Raw genomic sequence first — 18,215 nt, forward strand, 5'->3', positions numbered from 1 at the left:
TAGCGATATGAGACGACCCTGGGCAATGGGACGATGCGCGACGATGGATCCCGTGCCCACCGGACACCCCCCCACCGCCCCGTTCACCCCGCTCGACTTCCAGCTCGTGCTGCTGCGCCGCATGGCCGACCACAACCCCGGCCCGGTGGAGGACGCGCGGCGCGCACTGGGCGTCTCCCCCGCGGAGCTGCGCGAGGCCAACAGGCGCTGGCAGGCGATGGCCCGCTCGCCGCGCTCCCGCCCGGCCCTCTCCCTCCCCCACTGCCCAGAACGGCGTGGGGGGACCCCCATCCGCTCGGTGCTCGGCGAGCCTGAGTCCCGGACCCCGCGCAGGGTCGGCGACCTGGAGTGCGAGGCGTGGCGGTGGCCGGTCCCGCTCTGGCCCGACCTGCGCTTCGAGGTGCTGACCCCGGCGGCCGGTGGCGCGGTGTGGAACGAGTGGCTGGTCCGCGCGCCGGACGCCGAACCGCCCGTCCTGCGCACGGTGGAGGACCTCACGCCCTGGTCCTGCACGGTGGACGAGGCGGCCCGCGCCTTCGCCCCCGCCCGCCCGCTGGAGGGCACGGCCCCCACCCGCTGGGGTCTCGCCTTCACGGCCCCGGACGCGACCGGCGTACGGCACGAGGTGGTCGCGGAGTTCACCTGGGGACTGCTGCAGCGTACGGCGGTCAGCGGACCGCGGCCTTGAGGATCCCCTCCACCACGCGCGGCACCGACTCCGGGTGCAGCCACAGGAACAGGTTCGGCTCGACCAGCTCCAGCTCCATCACGCGGGGCCGGCCGTCCTCCCCGTCCACGAGGTCGACGCGCGCGTACAGCAGCTCGGGCCGGCCCGGTACGGAGGCCAACGCCTTTCTGGCGATGGCGGCCTCCTCGAGGGTCGGGGTCCAGTCGGTCAGCCCGGGGTGGGCCACCTTGCGCTGGTCGTAGGGCGTGCCGGGGGCGAGGACGGGCCCCTTGCGGCTGGCGTGCAGCAGGCTCCCCCCGAAGTACTGCAGCGCCCGCTCGCCGGTGGTGTCGATGCCGCGCACGTAGGGCTGCACCATCGCGGTGAACCCCTCGGCGTGCATGCGCCGCAGGTGCCGTACGGCCGTGTCGTGCTCGTCGGGCGTGTAGCGGGCGGCGAACCGGGCGCCGGCGCCGGAGGTCGGCTTGACCACGTACTCGTGGCCGTCGGGGAGGTCGAGGGCGTCCCCGGGTGCCAGGTACCGGGTGTCCACCACGGGCACCCCGGCGGCGGCGAGTTCCCCGAGGTACCGCTTGTCGGTGTTCCAGCGCACCACGTCCGCCGGATTGGCCAGCCGGGTCACCGTGCCGCACCGCTCGGCCCACGCGGTGAACTCCGCCGCCCGCCAGCTGTAGTCCCAGGTGGAGCGGATCACGGCGAGGTCGAAGCCGGACCAGTCCACCCCGTCGTCGTCCCACGCCTCGGCGGACGCCTCGGCCCCGGCCTCCTCCAGCGCCCGCACCAGCCCCGGCAGATCCCGGTCCTCGGCCACCTCGGGGCCGGGCCGGCAGGTCACGAGCGCGATACGGGGCACGGCGGCTCCCTCCTCGTACGAACGGTTGATCGACGGGCAGGCTAGCAACCGGGGCGGGGCCGCGACAGGCCGTTCGCCGGCCAGGCGACGTACCGGAGGCGGTCAGGAGGCGGTCCGGAGGCGGTCCGGAGGCGGTCAGCGGTCCTCTTCCGGATCCCAGTCCAGGAGGCGGACCTTGGCGACCGTGCGGACGTGGCGGCGCATGGCGGCGGCCGCCTGGCGGGGGCGGCCGTCGGCGACGGCGTCGAGGATGGCCCGATGCTGGGCCAGGGAGCGGTGGGGGCGGCCGGGCTGGCGGAGGGACTCCGTGCGGCTCTCGGCGATCTGCCCGGCGATGGAGCGCATGAACTCCGCGAGCAGACCACTGTGGGCGGCCGCCGTCACCGCCGCGTGGAACAGCCGGTCGCCCTCCACTCCGCCGCCGCCCGCCTCGATCTCCTCGGCCATGTGCGCGAGCGCGGACCGCATCGCGGCCAGGTCGTCGTCCGTGCGGCGCTCGGCGGCCAGTTCGGCGAGCTTCGTCTCCAGCGCCTCCCGGGCCTCCAGCACGTCGGGCAGGCGCCGGCGGCGTTCCACCATCCGGTCGACCGGCTCGACGTCGAGGCTGTCCCGTACGAGATAGGTGCCGCCGCCGTGCCGGGCCTCCACCAGGCCCTGGACCTCCAGGACCACGATCGCCTGCTTCACCGAGGCGCGGCTGACGCCGAGCCGCTGGGCCAGGTCCCGTTCGGGTGGGAGGCGGTCGCCGGCACGCAGGCCGCCCTCGGTGACGTACTGGCGCAGACGGTCCAGCACCTGCTCGTACAGGCGCTGTCTCGTCATGGGGCGCAAGGCGTCGGTCACGGAGTCCCCCTCTCGTCGCGAGGTTAGCACCGGGGCCCTCACAGTGGACGAGTGGCTGAGCCAATTCCCGCGCGACCCCTTGACGGCCCCTCCCCCGGGGCCCACGCTGTCCAGCCAAACGGACCACACCACTCCAGTGGGCAAGTGGTTCAGCCACTCAGCCACTCGGGAGCCCGTATGTCCCCCGAACTCGTCTCGATCCTCGTCCTGGCGGTGGTGTTCGTCATCGCCACCACCCGCTCCGTCAACATGGGCGCGCTGGCCTTCGCCGCCGCCTTCGGGGTGGGTACGCTCGTCGCCGACCTCGACGCGGACGGCGTCTTCGCCGGTTTCCCCGGCGATCTGTTCGTCGTCCTGGTCGGCGTCACGTATCTGTTCGCCATCGCCCGCGCCAACGGCACCACCGACTGGCTGGTGCACGCGGCCGTCCGGCTGGTGCGGGGGCGGGTCGCGCTGATCCCCTGGGTGATGTTCGCCCTCACCGGCGCGCTCACCGCGATCGGCGCGGTCAGCCCGGCCGCGGTCGCGATCGTCGCGCCGATCGCGCTGAGCTTCGCCGCCCGGTACCGGATCAGCCCGCTGCTGATGGGCGCGATGGTGGTGCACGGCGCGCAGGCCGGCGGCTTCTCCCCGATCAGCATCTACGGCTCGATCGTCAACGGCATCGTCGAGCGCGAGAAGCTCCCCGGCAGCGAGATCACCCTCTTCCTCGCCTCGCTGCTGGCGAACCTCTTCATCGCCGGGGTGGTGTTCGTCGTCTGCGGCGGGCTGAAGCTGTGGAGCCGGGGGGCAGTGACCCAGGGCGAGAACACCGGGAGCACGGACGGTGGCGGCGGCTCGGGCGCCACCGTCAAGGGCAGCGGGGGCGGCACCCGTACCGCCCCCGCCCCCACCGCCACGGCCACCCGCCCCGGCACCCCCGCGGCCGGCCCGCTCACCGCCCCCGTCGTCGCCACCCTCGTCTCCCTGGTCGCCCTCGTCGTCGCCGTCCTCGGCTTCGACCTGGACGCCGGTCTCACCGCGATCACCCTCGCCGTCGTGCTGAGCACCGCCTGGCCGGACGACAGCCGCAAGGCGGTCTCCGAGATCGCCTGGCCCACGGTCCTGCTGATCTGCGGTGTGCTCACCTACGTCGGGGTGCTGGACGAGATGGGCACGATCACCTGGGCCGGTGAGGGCGTCGGCGGCATCGGCGTCCCGCTGCTCGCCGCGGTGCTGCTCTGCTACATCGGCGCGATCGTGTCGGCGTTCGCCTCCTCCGTCGGCATCATGGGCGCGCTGATCCCGCTGGCCGTGCCGTTCCTCGCCCAGGGGGAGATCGGGGCCGTCGGCATGGTGGCCGCGCTCGCGGTGTCCGCGACGGTCGTGGACGTGAGCCCGTTCTCCACGAACGGCGCGCTGGTCCTGGCCGCCGCGCCGGACGTCGACCGCGAGCGCTTCTTCCGGCAGCTGATGGCGTACGGCGGGATCGTGGTCGCGGCGGTCCCCGCGGTGGTGTGGCTGGTGATGGTCGTGCCCGGGTGGGGGTAGGTCCCGGTCGGCACGAGCACCTGGCAGCCTTCGGACGGCGGCACGAGCACCTGGCAGCCTTCGGACGACAGCTGGTCAACGACAGCTAGTTAAGGAGTACGACGCGTGTCCTCTCTCTTCCCGGCCCTGACCGACGGCCCGGCCGACCGGCCCGCCCTGCGCTTCGGCGAGCGCTCACTGACGTACGGGGAACTCGCCGCGGCGGCCGGAGCGGTGGCCGGGGGCCTGACGGAGGCGCGCCGGGTCGCCGTGTGGGCCACACCGGCGCTGGAGACCGCGGTCGCGGTCACCGCGGCACTGCTCGCCGGGGTGACCGTGGTGCCGCTCAACCCGAAGTCGGGCGGGAAGGAACTCGGCCACATCCTCTCCGACAGCGCCCCGGACCTCCTGCTCACCGCGCCCGGCGAGAAGCTGCCCGCCCCCCTGGGCGACCTTCCCCGACTCGATGTGGACCCGGCGGCGCGGGGCGACCTCCCCGACGACCGCGCCCGGAACGCGGAGGACCCCGCGCTGGTCGTCTACACCTCCGGCACCACCGGCCCGCCCAAGGGCGCCGTCATCCCGCGCCGCGCGATCGCCGCCACCCTGGACGCCCTCGCCGACGCCTGGCGGTGGACCGGCGAGGACGTGCTGGTGCACGGGCTGCCGCTGTTCCACGTGCACGGCCTCGTCCTCGGCATCCTCGGCCCGCTGCGCCGCGGCGGCTCCGTGCGCCACCTGGGCAGGTTCACCTGCGAGGGCGTGGCGCGCGAGCTGAACGACGGCGCGACCATGCTGTTCGGCGTGCCGACGATGTACCACCGCCTCGCGGAGGCGCTGCCCGACGGGCCGGAGCTGGCCGGGGCGCTGGCCGGGGCGCGGCTGCTGGTGTCGGGTTCCGCCGCGCTGCCCGTGCACGACCACGAGCGGATCACGGCGGCGACCGGGCGCCGGGTCATCGAGCGGTACGGCATGACGGAGACGCTGATGCTGTGCTCGTCCCGGTGGACACCCCCGGACCCCCGGCCCGGCATCCGCGCGGACGGCGAGGCCCGCCCCGGCACGGTGGGCGTGCCGCTGCCGGGGGTGGAGCTGCGGCTGGTGGAGGAGGACGGGTCGCCGATCGCGTCGTACGACGGGGAGACGGTCGGTGAGATCCAGGTGCGCGGGCCGAACCTGTTCACGGAGTACCTGAACCGGCCGGACGCGACGGCCGCCGCGTTCACCGCCGACGGCTGGTTCCGCACCGGGGACATGGCGGTGCGCGACCCTGACGGCCATGTCCGCATCGTCGGCCGCAGGGCCACCGACCTGATCAAGAGCGGCGGTTACAAGATCGGCGCGGGTGAGATCGAGAACGCCCTGCTGGAGCACCCGGGGGTGCGGGAGGCCGCGGTCACCGGGGAGCCGGACGCCGATCTGGGCGAGCGGATCGTGGCGTGGGTGGTGCCGGCCGATCCGCAGTCCCCGCCCGGTCTGGAGGAGCTGGCCGGTCATGTCGCCGGGCGCCTCGCCCCGCACAAGCGCCCGCGCGTGGTCCGCCACCTCGACGCCCTGCCGCGCAACGACATGGGGAAGATCATGAAGCGGGCGCTGTCCGATGGCTGACCGGCTGTCCGCGCGGGAGGCCGTCGCCCTCGTCGCGGACGACTTCACCGAACTCCCGCACCCCGCGGGAGAACCGGCCCCCGACGGCCCGCTCGGCTGGCCCGGCTACGGCGCCGCCCGCGCCCGTGCCGCCGAGCGCACCGGGGAGCGGGAGTCCGTGGTCTGCGGCACCGCGAGCGTCGAGGGCACCCGGGCGGTCGTCGTCGCGTTCGAGTTCGGCTTCCTCGGCGGCTCGCTCGGCGAACGCACCGGCGACCGGCTGGTGGCGGCGTACGACCACGCCCGCGCGCACCGGCTGCCGGTGGTGCCGCTGGTCGCCACCGGGGGCAGCCGGATGCAGGAGGGCATGCTCGCCCTCACCCAGCTCCAGCGGGTGGCCCGCGCGTCGGCGCTCACCCGGGAGGCCGGGCTGCCGCAGATCGCGGTGGTGCGGGACCCGACGACCGGCGGCGGGTGGGCCACCCTGGGCGCGGGCGCCGACGTCGTCCTCGCCCTGCCCGGCGCGCAGGTCGGTTTCGCCGGATCACGGGTGCGGCCCGCGGACGCGGACCCTGCGGCGTACACGGCCGAGGCGCAGGTGGCGGCGGGGACGGCGGACGCGCTGGTACGGCCGGAGGAACTGCGGGGGACGCTGGGCCGCTGGCTGCGGCTGCTGACCCGTCCCTCCACCGCACCGGTGCCGCCACCGCCGCCGCTGGGCGCGACGGACCTCCCGGCCACCGGCTGGGCCGCCGTCCGCCGCGCCCGATCCCCCGAACGCCCGCGCGCCACCGCGTACCTGGACGCCTGCCTCACGTCCCGCGTCACCCTCAGCGGCGACCGTTGCGGCGGCACGGACCCGGACGGCATGCTGTGCGGCTTCGGTGAGCAGGAGGGCCGTACGGTCGCCTACGCGGCGCAGACCGGGGCCGCCACCCGTCCCGCCGGGTACCGCACCGCCGCCCGGCTGGTCCGGCTCGCGGACCGGCTCGGCATCCCGGTGCTGACGCTGGTGGACACGCCGGGCGCGGCGAACGACGCGGAGGCGGAGCGGCAGGGCGCGGGGGCCGCCATCGCCGACCTGTTCGGCGCCGTGGCCGCCGCCCGTACGCCGGTCACCACGCTGGTCGTCGGCGAGGGCGGCTCCGGCGGCGCGCTGGCGCTCGCGGCCCCCGGCAACACCTGGGCCACCCCCGACAGCTACTTCTCGGTGATCGCCCCGGAACTCGCGGCGGCCATCCTCAAACGGCCCCCGCAGGAGGTGGAGGAGACGGCGGACCGGCTCCGTGTCCGCCCGCAGGACCTGGTGGAGCTGGGGGTGGTCCGGGGGGTCGTGGGACCGGCGGACCGCACCCCCGCGCCTGAGGGGCCCCGTTCGGCGGCCCCCCACCCGGCCCCCCAGGAAAGGCGCCCGCCCCCGCCCGCCGCGCACGATGCCTGAGAGGTCCGCCGCCCGGCGGGCCGCTGGGCGCGCACTCGGGAGGAACCGCCGTGACCGCCAGTCTGGAGCAGCTGCGCCGCTGCCACTTCGCCGTCGACCTGGGGGCGGCCCGCACCCGGGTGTACGTCAAGGGCGCCGGACTCGTCGTCGACCAGCCGTCCACCGCCGCCGTGAACACCCGTACCGGAGCGCTGATGGCGGTCGGTGAGTTCGCGGAGAAGATGACGGGCCGTACGCCGGACTACATCCGCGTCGTACGGCCCGTCTCCGGCGGCACGGTCGTCGACATCGAGATGGCCCAGCGCATGCTGCGGCAGTTGATCGGGGACAGGATGCGCCGCACCCTGCGCCGCAGGCCCCGGCTGCGGGCCGCGGCCTGCGTCCCGCACGACGCCGATCCGCTCGCCCAGCGCGCCGCGATCGAGACCCTGGTCGGTCTCGGCGCCCGCCGGGTGGAGCTGGTCGACACGCTCATCGCCGCCGCCGTCGGCTGCGGTCTGCCGGTGGAGCAGCCCGAGGCCACCATGGTCATGGTGTGCGGTGCGGCGGCCACGCAGGTGGCCGTGCTCTCCCTCGGGGCGATCGTGACGGCGGAGCGCGTCCCCGTCGGCGGGGAGGCCGTGGACAACGCGATCGTGCAGCACCTGCGCCACCAGCACGAGCTGGTGCTGCCGAGCCAGTCCGTACGGCCCCTGCAGCTCGCCCTGCACGACAACGGGCTCACCTCGCAGGGCCCGGAGTCGACGGAGATCCACGGGCGGGACGTGGCCACCGGTCTGGCCCGTTCCGTGCGGGTCGACACGGCCGCCGTGCGGCGGGCCATCCAGACGCCGCTCACCGCCGTCCTCGACGGCATCGGCAGGACGCTGCGGGAGTGCCCGCCGGATCTGGTCGCCGACCTGGTCGACCGGGGGATCATGATGGTCGGCGGGAGCGCCCTGCTGCCGGGCCTGGACCAGATGCTGCGTCAGGCGACGGGCATGCCGGTGCACATCGCCGAGCGGCCGGAGCTCTGCGCCGTACAGGGGCTGGGCGAGATGCTGGAGGGCAGGATCGCACCGATCGTGCTGGACCCGCTGCGGGCCTGAGCCGGGCGGGGCCGGCGGGGGACGTCAGCGGGGGACCGGCACTCCCTCGCCCCGGCGGGCACCCGCGGGCGCGGGCGGCCGGGCGGGCGTCAGCGGGGGAACCAGCACCTGATCGTCGTGCCCTCGTCCCCGGTGTGCACGCGCACCAGGTCGGCGATCAGATGGACCATCAGCAGGCCGCGCCCGCCGCGCTGGTCGCGGGAGGCGGGGCGGCGCCCCGCGAGGGGGTCGGTCATCCGGCCCCGGTCGCGCACCTCGCACAGCACGTGGCCGTCCTCGGCCCAGATCCGCAGCACCCCCGAACCGCCGCCGTGGACCACGCTGTTCGTGGCCAGCTCGGCCGCGGCGAGGGCCAGGTCCCCCAGGGTGACGCCGGTGAGGCCGAGCCGCCGTCCCTCCTCGGAGGCGGCGTGCCGGGCCGGGGTCAGCGACTCGGCGACGAACGGGAAGGTCATCGCGTCCGTCACGAGCGGCAGCGGCTCGTTGTAGCGGGCGACGACCGCGTCGGGGGCGTACGCCTCGCTGTCCCGGGCCGGGCTGGACCCGGCGGGGATGACGGTGGGGTGGGTGGCGTGGGCGTCGGCGAGGACGTGCGCGGGCAGGCGCACGGCGTCGTAGGGGCACAGGATCGTCACCGTGCGGCCCTGGAAGGCGGCGTTGATCAGTGCCTCGTGCTGGACGCAGGCGGGGTACTCGGCCGCGGAGCGGCCGGCCCAGACAGGCTCGCCGATGATCCGCACCCGCTGCCCGGCCGGGTGGGTGTCGGCGAAGGCGCGCAGCACGCCGGGGATGATCCGGCCGGGGTTGCGTCCGGCCTCGCGCATGTCGAGGAGGCGGACGGTGTCCGCGTCCCCGCCGAGCGCGTCCCGGACCATCCGCAGCCGGTCGCCGGGTACGGCGACCGCCACGGGTTCGCCGGCCGCGAGCCCCTCGCGCACGAAGGGGACGGTGCCCTCCAGGTACTCCTGGTCGTCCCGGTAGAAGAGGGCGGGATGGACGAAGGGACCGGCGGGGGTTTCCAGGGGTTCGGCCGCGGCGCTCATGACATCGACACCTCGATCGTCGGCAGGCCGGGCCAGAACATCTCCAGCACCCGGCGCAGGGCTGGCGGCGGACGGCGCACCACGAACCGGCGGCCGTCCCCGAGGCGCCCGGCCGCCGCCGCGAGCGCTCCCGCGCCCGCGACGTCGACGAACGTCACCTCGGACAGTTCCAGGTAGTACACGGCCTCACCCTCGCGCACCGCCTGCTCCAGCACGCGCTCCCAGATCGTATGCGTGGCCAGGCCGATCTCCCCGGTCGCGCGGACACCGCGGCCGCCCTCCAGCGGGCGCACCGTCAGGCACGGCGCCGGAGTCCCGGGCCCGTACGGCGTCCGGTGGTGATCGCCCAACACCCGTCTCCCCCCGCTCCCGGGCCTGCAGGTACCCCGTCGGTACCCGGCCACTCCCCCGGCACGGTGTGTAGTACGCCGCAGGGTGGGCAGGCGCACCCCCAGCGCAGCCGGGACCGTGCGCAGCCTACCGCTCCGGTACCGGCCGGACCTCACCCGAACGCCCCCAGAGGACCGACAAGGCGGTGACATGACCTCCACGGCATCCCTCCCTCTTCCCGGAAGGCTGGACACCTTGGTCATAGGCGGTCATACGGACGCGGACCGGGTGCTGCTCACCCCGCGCGGCGAACTGGTCCGCGGGTGCGCCCGGATCCTGGCGGAGAAGCTGGCGCGGCTGCCCGCCGGCACGGCCCGCGTCGACGTGGACATGAGCGGCGTGCACTTCATGGACACGGCGGGACTGGAGTTCCTGGAGGTGCTGCGCGACCACGGCCGGCGGCGGTCGGTGCCGGTCACGGCCACCCGCTGGAACGGCCAGCCGCGCCGCGTCCTGGAACGCGCCGGCCTCGACACCACGGACCCGCTGCGCTCCCCGGCCCCGGAGGGCGCGCCGCCGGGAACCGTCTCGGCGGTGGCTCTGGAGCGGGAGGAGCGGCTGCAGCTGCTCGAGGAGGAGGTCGAGCAGCTGCGCCGGGCGATCGCCTCCCGCCCGGTGATCGACCAGGCCCGCGGCATCCTGATGGCCACGTACAGCTGCACCTCGGACGAGGCCTGGCACATCCTGCGGGAGGCGTCCCAGCTGTCCAACACCAAGCTCCGCACGGTCGCGGAGGCGCTCACCGCCGGCGCGGAGGCGGAGGGCGCTCCCCCGCCCGAGGAGGTCCGCTCCGCCCTGTCCCGGGCCCTTGCCCGCCGCTCGTCACGATGACACCGGCCCGCGCGGGGTACCCGGCGACGGACGACCACCGGCCCCGTGATCGGGAGGCAGCACCATGAGCGAGCTGAGCGAACACACTCCGTCCCAGGCCGAGGGCGACCGGGACGACGACGAGTGGACCACCCCCGAGGTCCCGCACTCGACCCCGTCCCAGGCGGAGGGCGAACGCGATCCGGCGGACGCGCCCTCCTCCGGCGAAGGGGCCGCCGAGTAGCGGCTTCGCCGTGTCGTCCGGGGTACCGCGCGGGATGCGTGGTGGGGCGGGTGGGACTCGAACCCACGGCCGACGGATTATGAGTCCGCTGCTCTAACCGGCTGAGCTACCGCCCCATGACGGCGTGTCGCGTACATGTGTGCGCGCCGTCTGCCGCAGCATAGCCGCTCATACGATCTCCTGCTTCGGATGGTCGGCTGCGTACGGTCTTCGTGACCATGGAGACTTCGCCGAGCCCCGCGCGGTTCCCCCGGACATGAAAAAGGACCCCTGCGGGGTCCTCGTTCAGCATGCTCCCCCGACTGGACTCGAACCAGTAACCTGCCGGTTAACAGCCGGCTGCTCTGCCAATTGAGCTACGGAGGACCGAGCTCCCCCGACTGGACTCGAACCAGTAACCTGCCGGTTAACAGCCGGCTGCTCTGCCAATTGAGCTACGGAGGAATGCCTCGTTGCATCGAACGCATCCGCCTGGGTATTCGCCAGGGGGCGCGCGCTCGCTGCGACACATACATTAGCGCAAGCAGGGGGGTGCTCCGCCAATCGGTACTCCCCGGCGCCGTCGCCGCACCGGATACCTACGCAGACTGGAACAACGGGAAGGGTGGCCGACACATGCGTTACCGGCTCACGTTCGTCGCCGGAGTCGTCCTGGGTTACGTGCTGGGCACGAAAGCCGGGCGCGAGCGCTACGAACAGATCAAGAGGTCCGCGCAGCAGTTCACGCAGAACCCCGCCGTCCGCAACACCGCGGAGAGCGCGGCGCAGCAGGGCCGCGAGTTCGCGGACAAGGCGTACCACGCGGTCAGCGACAAGGTCGGCGATCGCATGCCCGACTCGGTGGCCCAGCGGGTCCGCACGCTGCGCGAGCGCACCGCCCACGGACCGGCCGAGGACGACTGGGGCACCAGCAACACGTAACGGCGGAACCTGTGAGCGCCCCCGCCCCACCTTCCCCTCCTCAATACGGCAAAATCGCCGTATGGGGATAGTCGCCGGACTGGACAGCGCGCCAGACTTCACTCGCATCGTCGTCTGTGACACGGACACCGGAGCCGTGCTCAGGCAGGGATACGCCCAGCATCCGGTACAGAGCGCCGACGGCGGTGGCCGTCCCTCCGACGTCGACCCGCAGGCCTGGCTGCTGTCCCTGGGCGAGGCGGCGGGCGGTGGCCTGCTGGAGGGCGTGCAGGCCATCGGCGTCTCCGCGCAGGCGAACGCGCTGGTGCCGCTGGACGCGCAGGGCAACACCGTGCGGCCGGCGATGACCGGCGGCGACAAGCGGGCGCAGGTCGCGGCGGCGGATCTGATCGACGCGTTCGGCGGGCGCGAGGCGTGGGCGCAGGCCGTGGGCTGTGTGCCGGGGGCCGCTCAGCCGGTGACCAAGCTGCGCTGGATGGCCCGCAGCGAACCGGAGAACGCGGCGCGCACCGCCGTACTGCTGCAGGCGCACGACTGGCTGGTGTGGCAGCTCCTCGGCCGGCCGGTGCGGCGCACCACCGACCGGGGCGGGGCCTCCGGCACCGGCTACTGGGCGGCGGCCACCGGCGGCTACCGTCCCGATCTGGTGGAACTGGCGCTCGGGCACCAGGCGATGCTGCCCGAGGTGATCGGCCCGGCGGAGGCGGCCGGTACGACACCGGAGGGGCTGCTGATCTCCGCCGGTACGGGCGAGACGATGGCGGCGGCGTTCGGGCTCGGCATCGGGCTGGGCGACGCGGTGGTGTCGCTGGGCGCGTCCGGGTCGGTGATGGCCGTGCACCCCGAGGCGCTCGTCGACCAGTACGGGATGATCACCTCGCTGGCGGACGCGACCGGCATGCACCTGCCCGTCGTCACCACCCTGAACGCCGTGCGCGCCCTGCGCGGGACCGCCGAGCTGCTCGGGGTGCCCGATCTGGAGACCCTGTCCGACCTGGCGATGAAGTCGACGCCGGGGTCGCACGGGCTGGTGCTGCTGCCGTACCTGGAGGGCGAGCGCACCCCGAACCTGCCGCACACCGCGGGGACGCTGGCCGGGCTGCGGCGCGAGTCGATGAAGCCGGAGCACCTGGCGCGGGCCGCGTTCGAGGGGATGCTGTGCGGGCTCGGGGACGCGCTGGACGTGCTGCGCGGCCGGGGCGTGGAGGTGCGGCGGGTCTTCCTGCTGGGTCCGGCCGCGGAGCTGCCCGCCGTGCAGTCGGCGGCGCCCGCGCTGTTCGGGGCGCAGGTGGTGGTGCCGCAGCCCGCGGACTACGCGGCGATCGGCGCGGCCCGGCAGGCGGCGTGGGCGCTCGGAGCGTCGCAGGGCACCCTCGATCCGCGCACCCCGCCCGTCTGGCAGGGCCCGGTGGCGCAGGTGCTGGACCCCGGGGAGGACCTGGCGGTGGGGCAGGCGGTGCGCCAGCAGTACGTGTCGGTGCGCGAGCAGACGCATCCGGGGGCGTTCCACCTGTAGCCCGGGCCGGTGGTTCCAACCGGTGGATCGAACCGGTGGGTTAATTCGGTTGAGGTAACGCGGGTGGAGTGTTCGACGATAGGGGCCACGGGCAACCAACGCCCCCGCCGACCACTCCGAGAGACTCAGCGTGCTCATACGACTCCTGCGGACCCATCTCCGGCCCTACAAGAGACCCATCGCCCTGCTGGTGCTGCTGCAGTTCCTGCAGACCTGCGCCTCGCTCTACCTGCCCACGCTCAACGCGGACATCATCGACAGCGGTGTCGTCGAGGGCGACACCGGTTACATCCTGGGCTACGGCGCCCTGATGATCGCCATCTCGCTGGTCCAGGTCGTCTGCAACATCGGTGCCGTGTACTACGGCGCCCGGACCGCGGCGGCCCTGGGGCGGGACGTGCGCGCCGCCGTGTTCGACCGGGTGCAGTCGTTCTCCGCGCGTGAGGTGGGTCACTTCGGCGCGCCCTCGCTGATCACCCGCACGACGAACGACGTCCAGCAGGTGCAGATGCTGGCCCTGATGACGTTCACCCTGATGGTGTCGGCGCCCATCATGTGCGTGGGCGGCATCGTGATGGCGCTCGGCCTGGACGTCCCGCTGTCCGGGGTGCTGGTCGCGGTGGTGCCGGTGCTGGGCGTCTGCGTGACGCTGATCGTACGGCGGCTGCGTCCGCTGTTCCGGACCATGCAGGAGCGGCTCGACACGGTGAACCGGGTGCTGCGCGAGCAGATCACCGGCAACCGGGTGATCCGCGCCTTCGTTCGGGACGCGTACGAGCAGGGGCGGTTCCGGACGTCCAACACCGAGCTGACCGACGTCTCGCTGCGCACGGGCAATCTGCTCGCGCTGATGTTCCCGGTGGTCATGACGGTGGTGAACCTGTCGTCGATCGCGGTGGTGTGGTTCGGCGCGCACCGCATCGACGACGGCGGGATGCAGATCGGCGATCTGACGGCGTTCCTCGCCTATCTGATGCAGATCGTCATGTCCGTGATGATGGCCACGTTCATGTTCATGATGGTGCCGCGCGCCGAGGTGTGCGCCGAGCGCATCCACGAGGTGCTGGACACCTCGTCGAGCGTGGTGCCGCCGGCCGCGCCCGTCACCGAGCTGCGCCGGCACGGCCATCTGGAGCTCCGGGGCGCGGGCTTCCGCTACCCGGGCGCCGAGGAGCCGGTGCTGAAGGCCGTCGACCTGGTGGCGCGGCCCGGTGAGGTCACGGCCGTGATCGGTTCCACCGGCAGCGGCAAGTCCACGCTGCTCGGTCTGGTCCCCCGGCTGTTCGACGCGACCGACGGGGAGGTGCTGGTGGACGGCGTGCCCGTGGCGGACGTCGAACCGCGGCTGCTCGCGAGGACGGTCGGGCTGGTGCCGCAGAAGCCGTACCTCTTCGCGGGTACGGTGGCGACGAACCTGCGCTACGGCAATCCGGACGCCACGGACGAGGAGCTGTGGCACGCGCTGGAGGTGGCGCAGGGCAGGGACTTCGTGGAGCGCCTCGAGGGCGGCCTCGACGCGCCGATCGCGCAGGGCGGGACGAACGTCTCCGGCGGTCAGCGCCAGCGGCTCGCGATCGCCCGGACGCTGGTGCAGCGCCCGGAGATCTACCTCTTCGACGACTCCTTCTCCGCGCTCGACTACGCCACCGACGCGGCCCTGCGGGCGGCTCTCGCGCGGGAGACGGCCGAGGCGACCGTGGTGATCGTCGCCCAGCGGGTGGCGACCATCCGGGACGCCGACCGGATCGTGGTCCTGGACGGGGGCCGGGTCGTCGGCACCGGCCGGCACCACGAACTGATGGCGGACAACGAGACCTACCGGGAGATCGTGCTCTCCCAGCTGACGGAAGCGGAGGCTGCCTGATGGCGGGGCCCGGAGGACGGATGATGGCCGGGGGCGGCCCCGACCAGCGGTCGATCGACTTCAAGGGGTCGAGCAGACGGCTGATCACGCGGTTCAGGCCCGAACGCCTCACGATCCACGGGCTGCTGGCCTGCGTCGTCCTGAGCGTCGGCCTCAGCGTGGTCGGGCCGAAGATCCTCGGTGAGGCGACCGACCTGGTCTTCTCCGGCATCGTCGGACGCGAGATGCCGGAGGGCGCCACCAAGGAACAGGTGCTCGACTCGATGCGGGAGCGGGGCGAGGGCGATGTCGCCGACATGCTCCGCAGCACCGACTTCACCCCCGGCGAGGGCATCGACTTCACGGCGGTCGGCAATGTCCTGCTGTTCGCGCTGGCGGTGTTCACGGCCGCCGGACTGCTGATGGCGGTCGCGACCCGGCTGGTGAACCGGGCGGTCAACCGCACCATGTTCCGGATGCGCGAGGACGTGCAGACGAAGCTGTCGCGGCTGCCGCTGTCGTACTTCGACAAGCGGCAGCGCGGTGAGGTGCTCAGCCGCGCCACCAACGACATCGACAACATCGGGCAGACGCTCCAGCAGTCGATGGGACAGCTGATCAACTCGCTGCTCACCATCATCGGCGTGCTCGCGATGATGTTCTACGTCTCCTGGATCCTCGCGCTGGTCGCGCTGGTGACGGTGCCGCTGTCGTTCGTGGTCGCCACGCGCGTCGGCAAGCGGTCGCAGCCGCACTTCGTGCAGCAGTGGCGCTCCACCGGCACCCTCAACGCGCACATCGAGGAGATGTACACCGGGCACACCCTGGTGAAGGTGTTCGGGCGGCAGGAGGAGTCGGCGAGGAAGTTCGCCGAGGAGAACGAGGCGCTGTACGAGGCCGGGTTCAAGGCGCAGTTCAACAGCGGCGTCATGCAGCCGCTGATGTTCTTCGTCTCGAACATCAACTACGTGCTGGTGGCGGTCGTCGGCGGCCTGAGGGTCGCGTCGGGCGCACTGTCCATCGGTGACGTGCAGGCGTTCATCCAGTACTCGCGGCAGTTCTCCATGCCGCTGACGCAGGTCGCCTCGATGGCGAACCTGGTGCAGTCGGGTGTCGCCTCGGCGGAGCGGGTCTTCGAACTGCTCGACGCCGAGGAGCAGGAGGCCGACCCCTCACCGGCCGAGAAGCCCGAGCGGTTGCGCGGGCGGGTGGCGCTGGAGCACGTGTCGTTCCGGTACGACCCCGGGAAGCCGCTGATCGAGGACCTGTCGCTGACGGTCGAGCCGGGCCACACGGTGGCCATCGTCGGCCCGACCGGCGCCGGCAAGACGACCCTGGTGAACCTGCTGATGCGGTTCTACGAGGTGTCCGGCGGGCGGATCACGCTCGACGGGGTCGACATAGCGAGGATGTCCCGGGACGAACTGCGCGCCGGGATCGGCATGGTGCTCCAGGACACCTGGCTGTTCGGCGGCACCATCGCGGAGAACATCGCCTACGGTGCGGCGCGCGAGGTCACCCGGGAGGAGGTCGAGGAGGCCGCTCGGGCGGCGCACGCCGACCGGTTCGTCCGGACGCTGCCCGACGGGTACGACACGGTGATCGACGACGAGGGCAGCGGGGTCAGCGCCGGTGAGAAGCAGCTCATCACGATCGCCCGGGCGTTCCTGTCGGACCCGGTGATCCTCGTCCTGGACGAGGCGACGAGTTCCGTGGACACACGTACGGAGGTGCTGATCCAGAAGGCGATGGCGCGACTGGCGCACGGGCGGACGTCGTTCGTGATCGCGCACCGGCTGTCCACGATCCGGGACGCGGACACGATCCTGGTGATGGAGAACGGCGCGATCGTCGAACAGGGCGCGCACGAGAAGCTGCTGGCGGCGGACGGGGCGTACGCGCGGCTGTACAAGGCGCAGTTCGCGGAGGCGGTGGCGGAGGTGGACTGAGCCCTGAACGCCGGAGGTGCTGAGTTCCAGCCCCTCCGGCGTTTGAGGAGCGGGGGTCCGGGGGCGCTGCCCCCGGGACGGGACCGGGAAGGGGCGGCGGGGGCGAAAGAAGTCAGTCCAGGTACCCGCGCAGCTGGTCGGCGAAGGCGTGGTCGCGGAGCTTGTTCAGCGTCTTGGACTCGATCTGCCGTATCCGCTCCCGCGTCACACCGAAGAGGCGACCGATCTCCTCCAGAGTCCGCGGACGCCCGTCGACGAGGCCGTAGCGGAGCTGGACGACCTTGCGCTCGCGTTCGCCGAGGGTGGAGAGGACCGCCTCCAGGTGCTCCTTGAGCAGCAGGAACGCGGCCGACTCGACCGGGCTCGCGGCGTCGCCGTCCTCGATGAGGTCGCCGAGCGCCACGTCCTCCTCCTCGCCCACCGGCGCGTGCAGCGACACCGGTTCCTGCGCGAGCCGCAGCACCTCGCCGACCCGCTCGGGCGGCAGGTCCAGCTGCGCGGCGACCTCCTCCGGCGTCGGCTCGTACCCCCGCTCCTGCAGCATCCGCCGCTGCACCCGCACCACCCGGTTGATGAGCTCCACCACGTGCACGGGCACCCGAATGGTCCGGGCCTGGTCGGCCAGCGCCCGGGACATGGCCTGCCGGATCCACCACGTGGCGTACGTCGAGAACTTGTACCCCCGCGCGTAGTCGAACTTCTCCACCGCCCGGATCAGCCCGAGGTTCCCCTCCTGGACCAGGTCGAGCATGGTCAGCCCGCGGCCCACGTACCGCTTGGCGACGGACACGACGAGCCGCAGGTTCGCCTCGATCAGCCGCCGCTTGGCCATCCGGCCCATGACGACGAGCCGGTCCAGGTCGACGGCGAGCCGGCTGTCCAGATCGGGGGTGAGCCGCAGCTTCTCCTCGGCGAACAGCCCCGCCTCGACACGGCGGGCGAGCTCGACCTCCTCGGCGGCGGTCAGCAGCGGGATGCGGCCGATCTCGCGCAGATACTGGCGGAACAGGTCCGAGGAGGGGCCGCCGGTCTCGGTCCGGACCGGCGCGGGCGGTTCGGCGGGTTCGGCCGGTTCCAGAGCCTCGGCCGGGGGTTCGGCCGGTTCCGGAGCCCGGGCCGGGGGTTCGGCCGGCTCGGGCGGGGCCTCGGGGTGGTGCACGGCGCGGCTCTGCGCGGGCATGGCGGCGAGAACGCCGACGCCGGGCTGGGTGAGGGTCTGGGTCTGCACGGGGGCGACCTCCAGGATGATCGCTGCCGGGGGGTGGGGCAGCGGTACTTCGGGGACGGAGTCGGCGGCCTCGCCGCTGTCCGTCCCGTACGCGATGAGCGGACCCGCGGATGTCCGGGACCCGTCCGTGACGGATCGGCCGCGCTCCGAGGACTCAGGCACCGGGACCAGTGTGGGGTACGACACATCGTCCCCACGAGGGGCGTGCGATGACTTTTTGCGTCCGGTCGGTGACCGGCCGATTACCCGGGCCCGCCCCCGG

The 18,215-nt window shown here is 73.4% G+C and carries 16 protein-coding genes and 3 tRNA genes; 11 read left to right on the plus strand and 8 right to left on the minus strand.

Annotated features, from left to right (window positions below):
• Window positions 1-43: 43 nt before the first annotated feature.
• Window positions 44-688 (plus strand): hypothetical protein, encoded by a 645-nt coding sequence (locus AB0A94_RS31035; RefSeq protein ID WP_361749288.1) that lies wholly within the window; start codon window positions 44-46, stop codon window positions 686-688.
• Here AB0A94_RS31035 and AB0A94_RS31040 read toward each other — a convergent pair.
• Window positions 669-1,541, minus strand: a complete 873-nt coding sequence (locus AB0A94_RS31040) for a hypothetical protein (protein WP_361749289.1) — start codon at window positions 1,539-1,541, stop codon at window positions 669-671. The two genes, AB0A94_RS31035 and AB0A94_RS31040, sit on opposite strands and share 20 nt — an antisense overlap.
• Window positions 1,542-1,676: 135 nt before the next feature.
• Window positions 1,677-2,384, minus strand: a complete 708-nt coding sequence (locus tag AB0A94_RS31045) for a FadR/GntR family transcriptional regulator (protein ID WP_361749290.1) — start codon at window positions 2,382-2,384, stop codon at window positions 1,677-1,679.
• A 177-nt stretch (window positions 2,385-2,561) separates the two neighbouring features.
• Between AB0A94_RS31045 and AB0A94_RS31050 the strand changes: the two genes are divergently transcribed.
• The 4 genes from AB0A94_RS31050 (at window position 2,562) to AB0A94_RS31065 (ending at window position 8,009) form a co-directional block, all read left to right on the plus strand.
• Window positions 2,562-3,914 carry an SLC13 family permease gene (locus AB0A94_RS31050; RefSeq protein ID WP_361749291.1) on the plus strand — a complete coding sequence of 451 codons (1,353 nt, stop codon included), beginning with the start codon at window positions 2,562-2,564 and terminating at the stop codon, window positions 3,912-3,914.
• Window positions 3,915-4,019: 105 nt separating this feature from the next.
• Window positions 4,020-5,501, plus strand: coding sequence for an acyl-CoA synthetase (locus AB0A94_RS31055; RefSeq protein WP_361749292.1), 1,482 nt, complete (start codon window positions 4,020-4,022; stop codon window positions 5,499-5,501).
• The gene (locus tag AB0A94_RS31060; RefSeq protein WP_361749293.1) at window positions 5,494-6,921 is read left to right on the plus strand and encodes a carboxyl transferase domain-containing protein; all 1,428 of its coding nucleotides are present in this window, start codon (window positions 5,494-5,496) and stop codon (window positions 6,919-6,921) included. Before AB0A94_RS31055 ends, AB0A94_RS31060 begins: the two co-directional genes overlap by 8 nt.
• 50 nt (window positions 6,922-6,971) lie before the next feature.
• Entirely contained in the window at window positions 6,972-8,009 is a 1,038-nt protein-coding gene (locus AB0A94_RS31065; protein ID WP_361749294.1) for a rod shape-determining protein, read from the plus strand.
• Window positions 8,010-8,098: 89 nt separating this feature from the next.
• Here AB0A94_RS31065 and AB0A94_RS31070 read toward each other — a convergent pair whose 3' ends face one another.
• Together AB0A94_RS31070 and AB0A94_RS31075 are read right to left on the minus strand one after the other, a co-directional pair.
• Window positions 8,099-9,052, minus strand: coding sequence for an anti-sigma factor RsbA family regulatory protein (locus AB0A94_RS31070; RefSeq protein WP_361749295.1), 954 nt, complete (start codon window positions 9,050-9,052; stop codon window positions 8,099-8,101).
• Window positions 9,049-9,405 carry an STAS domain-containing protein gene (locus tag AB0A94_RS31075; protein ID WP_361749296.1) on the minus strand — a complete coding sequence of 119 codons (357 nt, stop codon included), beginning with the start codon at window positions 9,403-9,405 and terminating at the stop codon, window positions 9,049-9,051. Before AB0A94_RS31075 ends, AB0A94_RS31070 begins: the two co-directional genes overlap by 4 nt.
• Window positions 9,406-9,592: 187 nt before the next feature.
• Here AB0A94_RS31075 and AB0A94_RS31080 point away from each other — a divergent pair, with 187 nt between their 5' ends.
• Both AB0A94_RS31080 and AB0A94_RS31085 read left to right on the plus strand, forming a co-directional pair.
• Window positions 9,593-10,273, plus strand: coding sequence for an ANTAR domain-containing protein (locus AB0A94_RS31080; RefSeq protein WP_361749297.1), 681 nt, complete (start codon window positions 9,593-9,595; stop codon window positions 10,271-10,273).
• A gap of 64 nt (window positions 10,274-10,337) precedes the next feature.
• A complete protein-coding gene (locus AB0A94_RS31085) occupies window positions 10,338-10,496 on the plus strand; it encodes a hypothetical protein (protein ID WP_361749299.1) in 159 nt (52 codons plus the stop codon).
• Window positions 10,497-10,535: 39 nt separating this feature from the next.
• Here AB0A94_RS31085 and AB0A94_RS31090 read toward each other — a convergent pair.
• From AB0A94_RS31090 to AB0A94_RS31100, 3 genes are all read right to left on the minus strand, one after another.
• Window positions 10,536-10,612 (minus strand) — tRNA-Ile (locus AB0A94_RS31090).
• Between the two features lie 177 nt (window positions 10,613-10,789).
• Window positions 10,790-10,862 (minus strand) — tRNA-Asn (locus AB0A94_RS31095).
• A gap of 5 nt (window positions 10,863-10,867) precedes the next feature.
• Window positions 10,868-10,940 (minus strand) — tRNA-Asn (locus AB0A94_RS31100).
• 171 nt (window positions 10,941-11,111) lie between these two features.
• Here AB0A94_RS31100 and AB0A94_RS31105 point away from each other — a divergent pair.
• The 4 genes from AB0A94_RS31105 (at window position 11,112) to AB0A94_RS31120 (ending at window position 16,725) form a co-directional block, all read left to right on the plus strand.
• On the plus strand, window positions 11,112-11,417 hold the full coding sequence (locus tag AB0A94_RS31105) for a YtxH domain-containing protein (protein WP_361749300.1): 306 nt from the start codon (window positions 11,112-11,114) through the stop codon (window positions 11,415-11,417).
• A 61-nt stretch (window positions 11,418-11,478) separates the two neighbouring features.
• Window positions 11,479-12,933, plus strand: coding sequence for an FGGY family carbohydrate kinase (locus tag AB0A94_RS31110; RefSeq protein WP_361749301.1), 1,455 nt, complete (start codon window positions 11,479-11,481; stop codon window positions 12,931-12,933).
• Window positions 12,934-13,063: 130 nt separating this feature from the next.
• Window positions 13,064-14,797, plus strand: coding sequence for an ABC transporter ATP-binding protein (locus tag AB0A94_RS31115; protein WP_361749302.1), 1,734 nt, complete (start codon window positions 13,064-13,066; stop codon window positions 14,795-14,797).
• Window positions 14,797-16,725: an ABC transporter ATP-binding protein gene (locus tag AB0A94_RS31120; RefSeq protein WP_361749303.1), complete on the plus strand. Its 1,929-nt coding sequence runs from the start codon at window positions 14,797-14,799 to the stop codon at window positions 16,723-16,725. The genes AB0A94_RS31115 and AB0A94_RS31120 overlap by 1 nt, the downstream gene beginning before the upstream one ends.
• Window positions 16,726-16,837: 112 nt before the next feature.
• Here AB0A94_RS31120 and AB0A94_RS31125 read toward each other — a convergent pair whose 3' ends face one another.
• Window positions 16,838-18,115, minus strand: coding sequence for an RNA polymerase sigma factor (locus AB0A94_RS31125; RefSeq protein ID WP_361749305.1), 1,278 nt, complete (start codon window positions 18,113-18,115; stop codon window positions 16,838-16,840).
• Window positions 18,116-18,215: the final 100 nt, after the last annotated feature.

It is taken from the genome of Streptomyces sp. NPDC044984 (assembly GCF_040646935.1).
GTDB lineage: Bacteria > Actinomycetota > Actinomycetes > Streptomycetales > Streptomycetaceae > Streptomyces.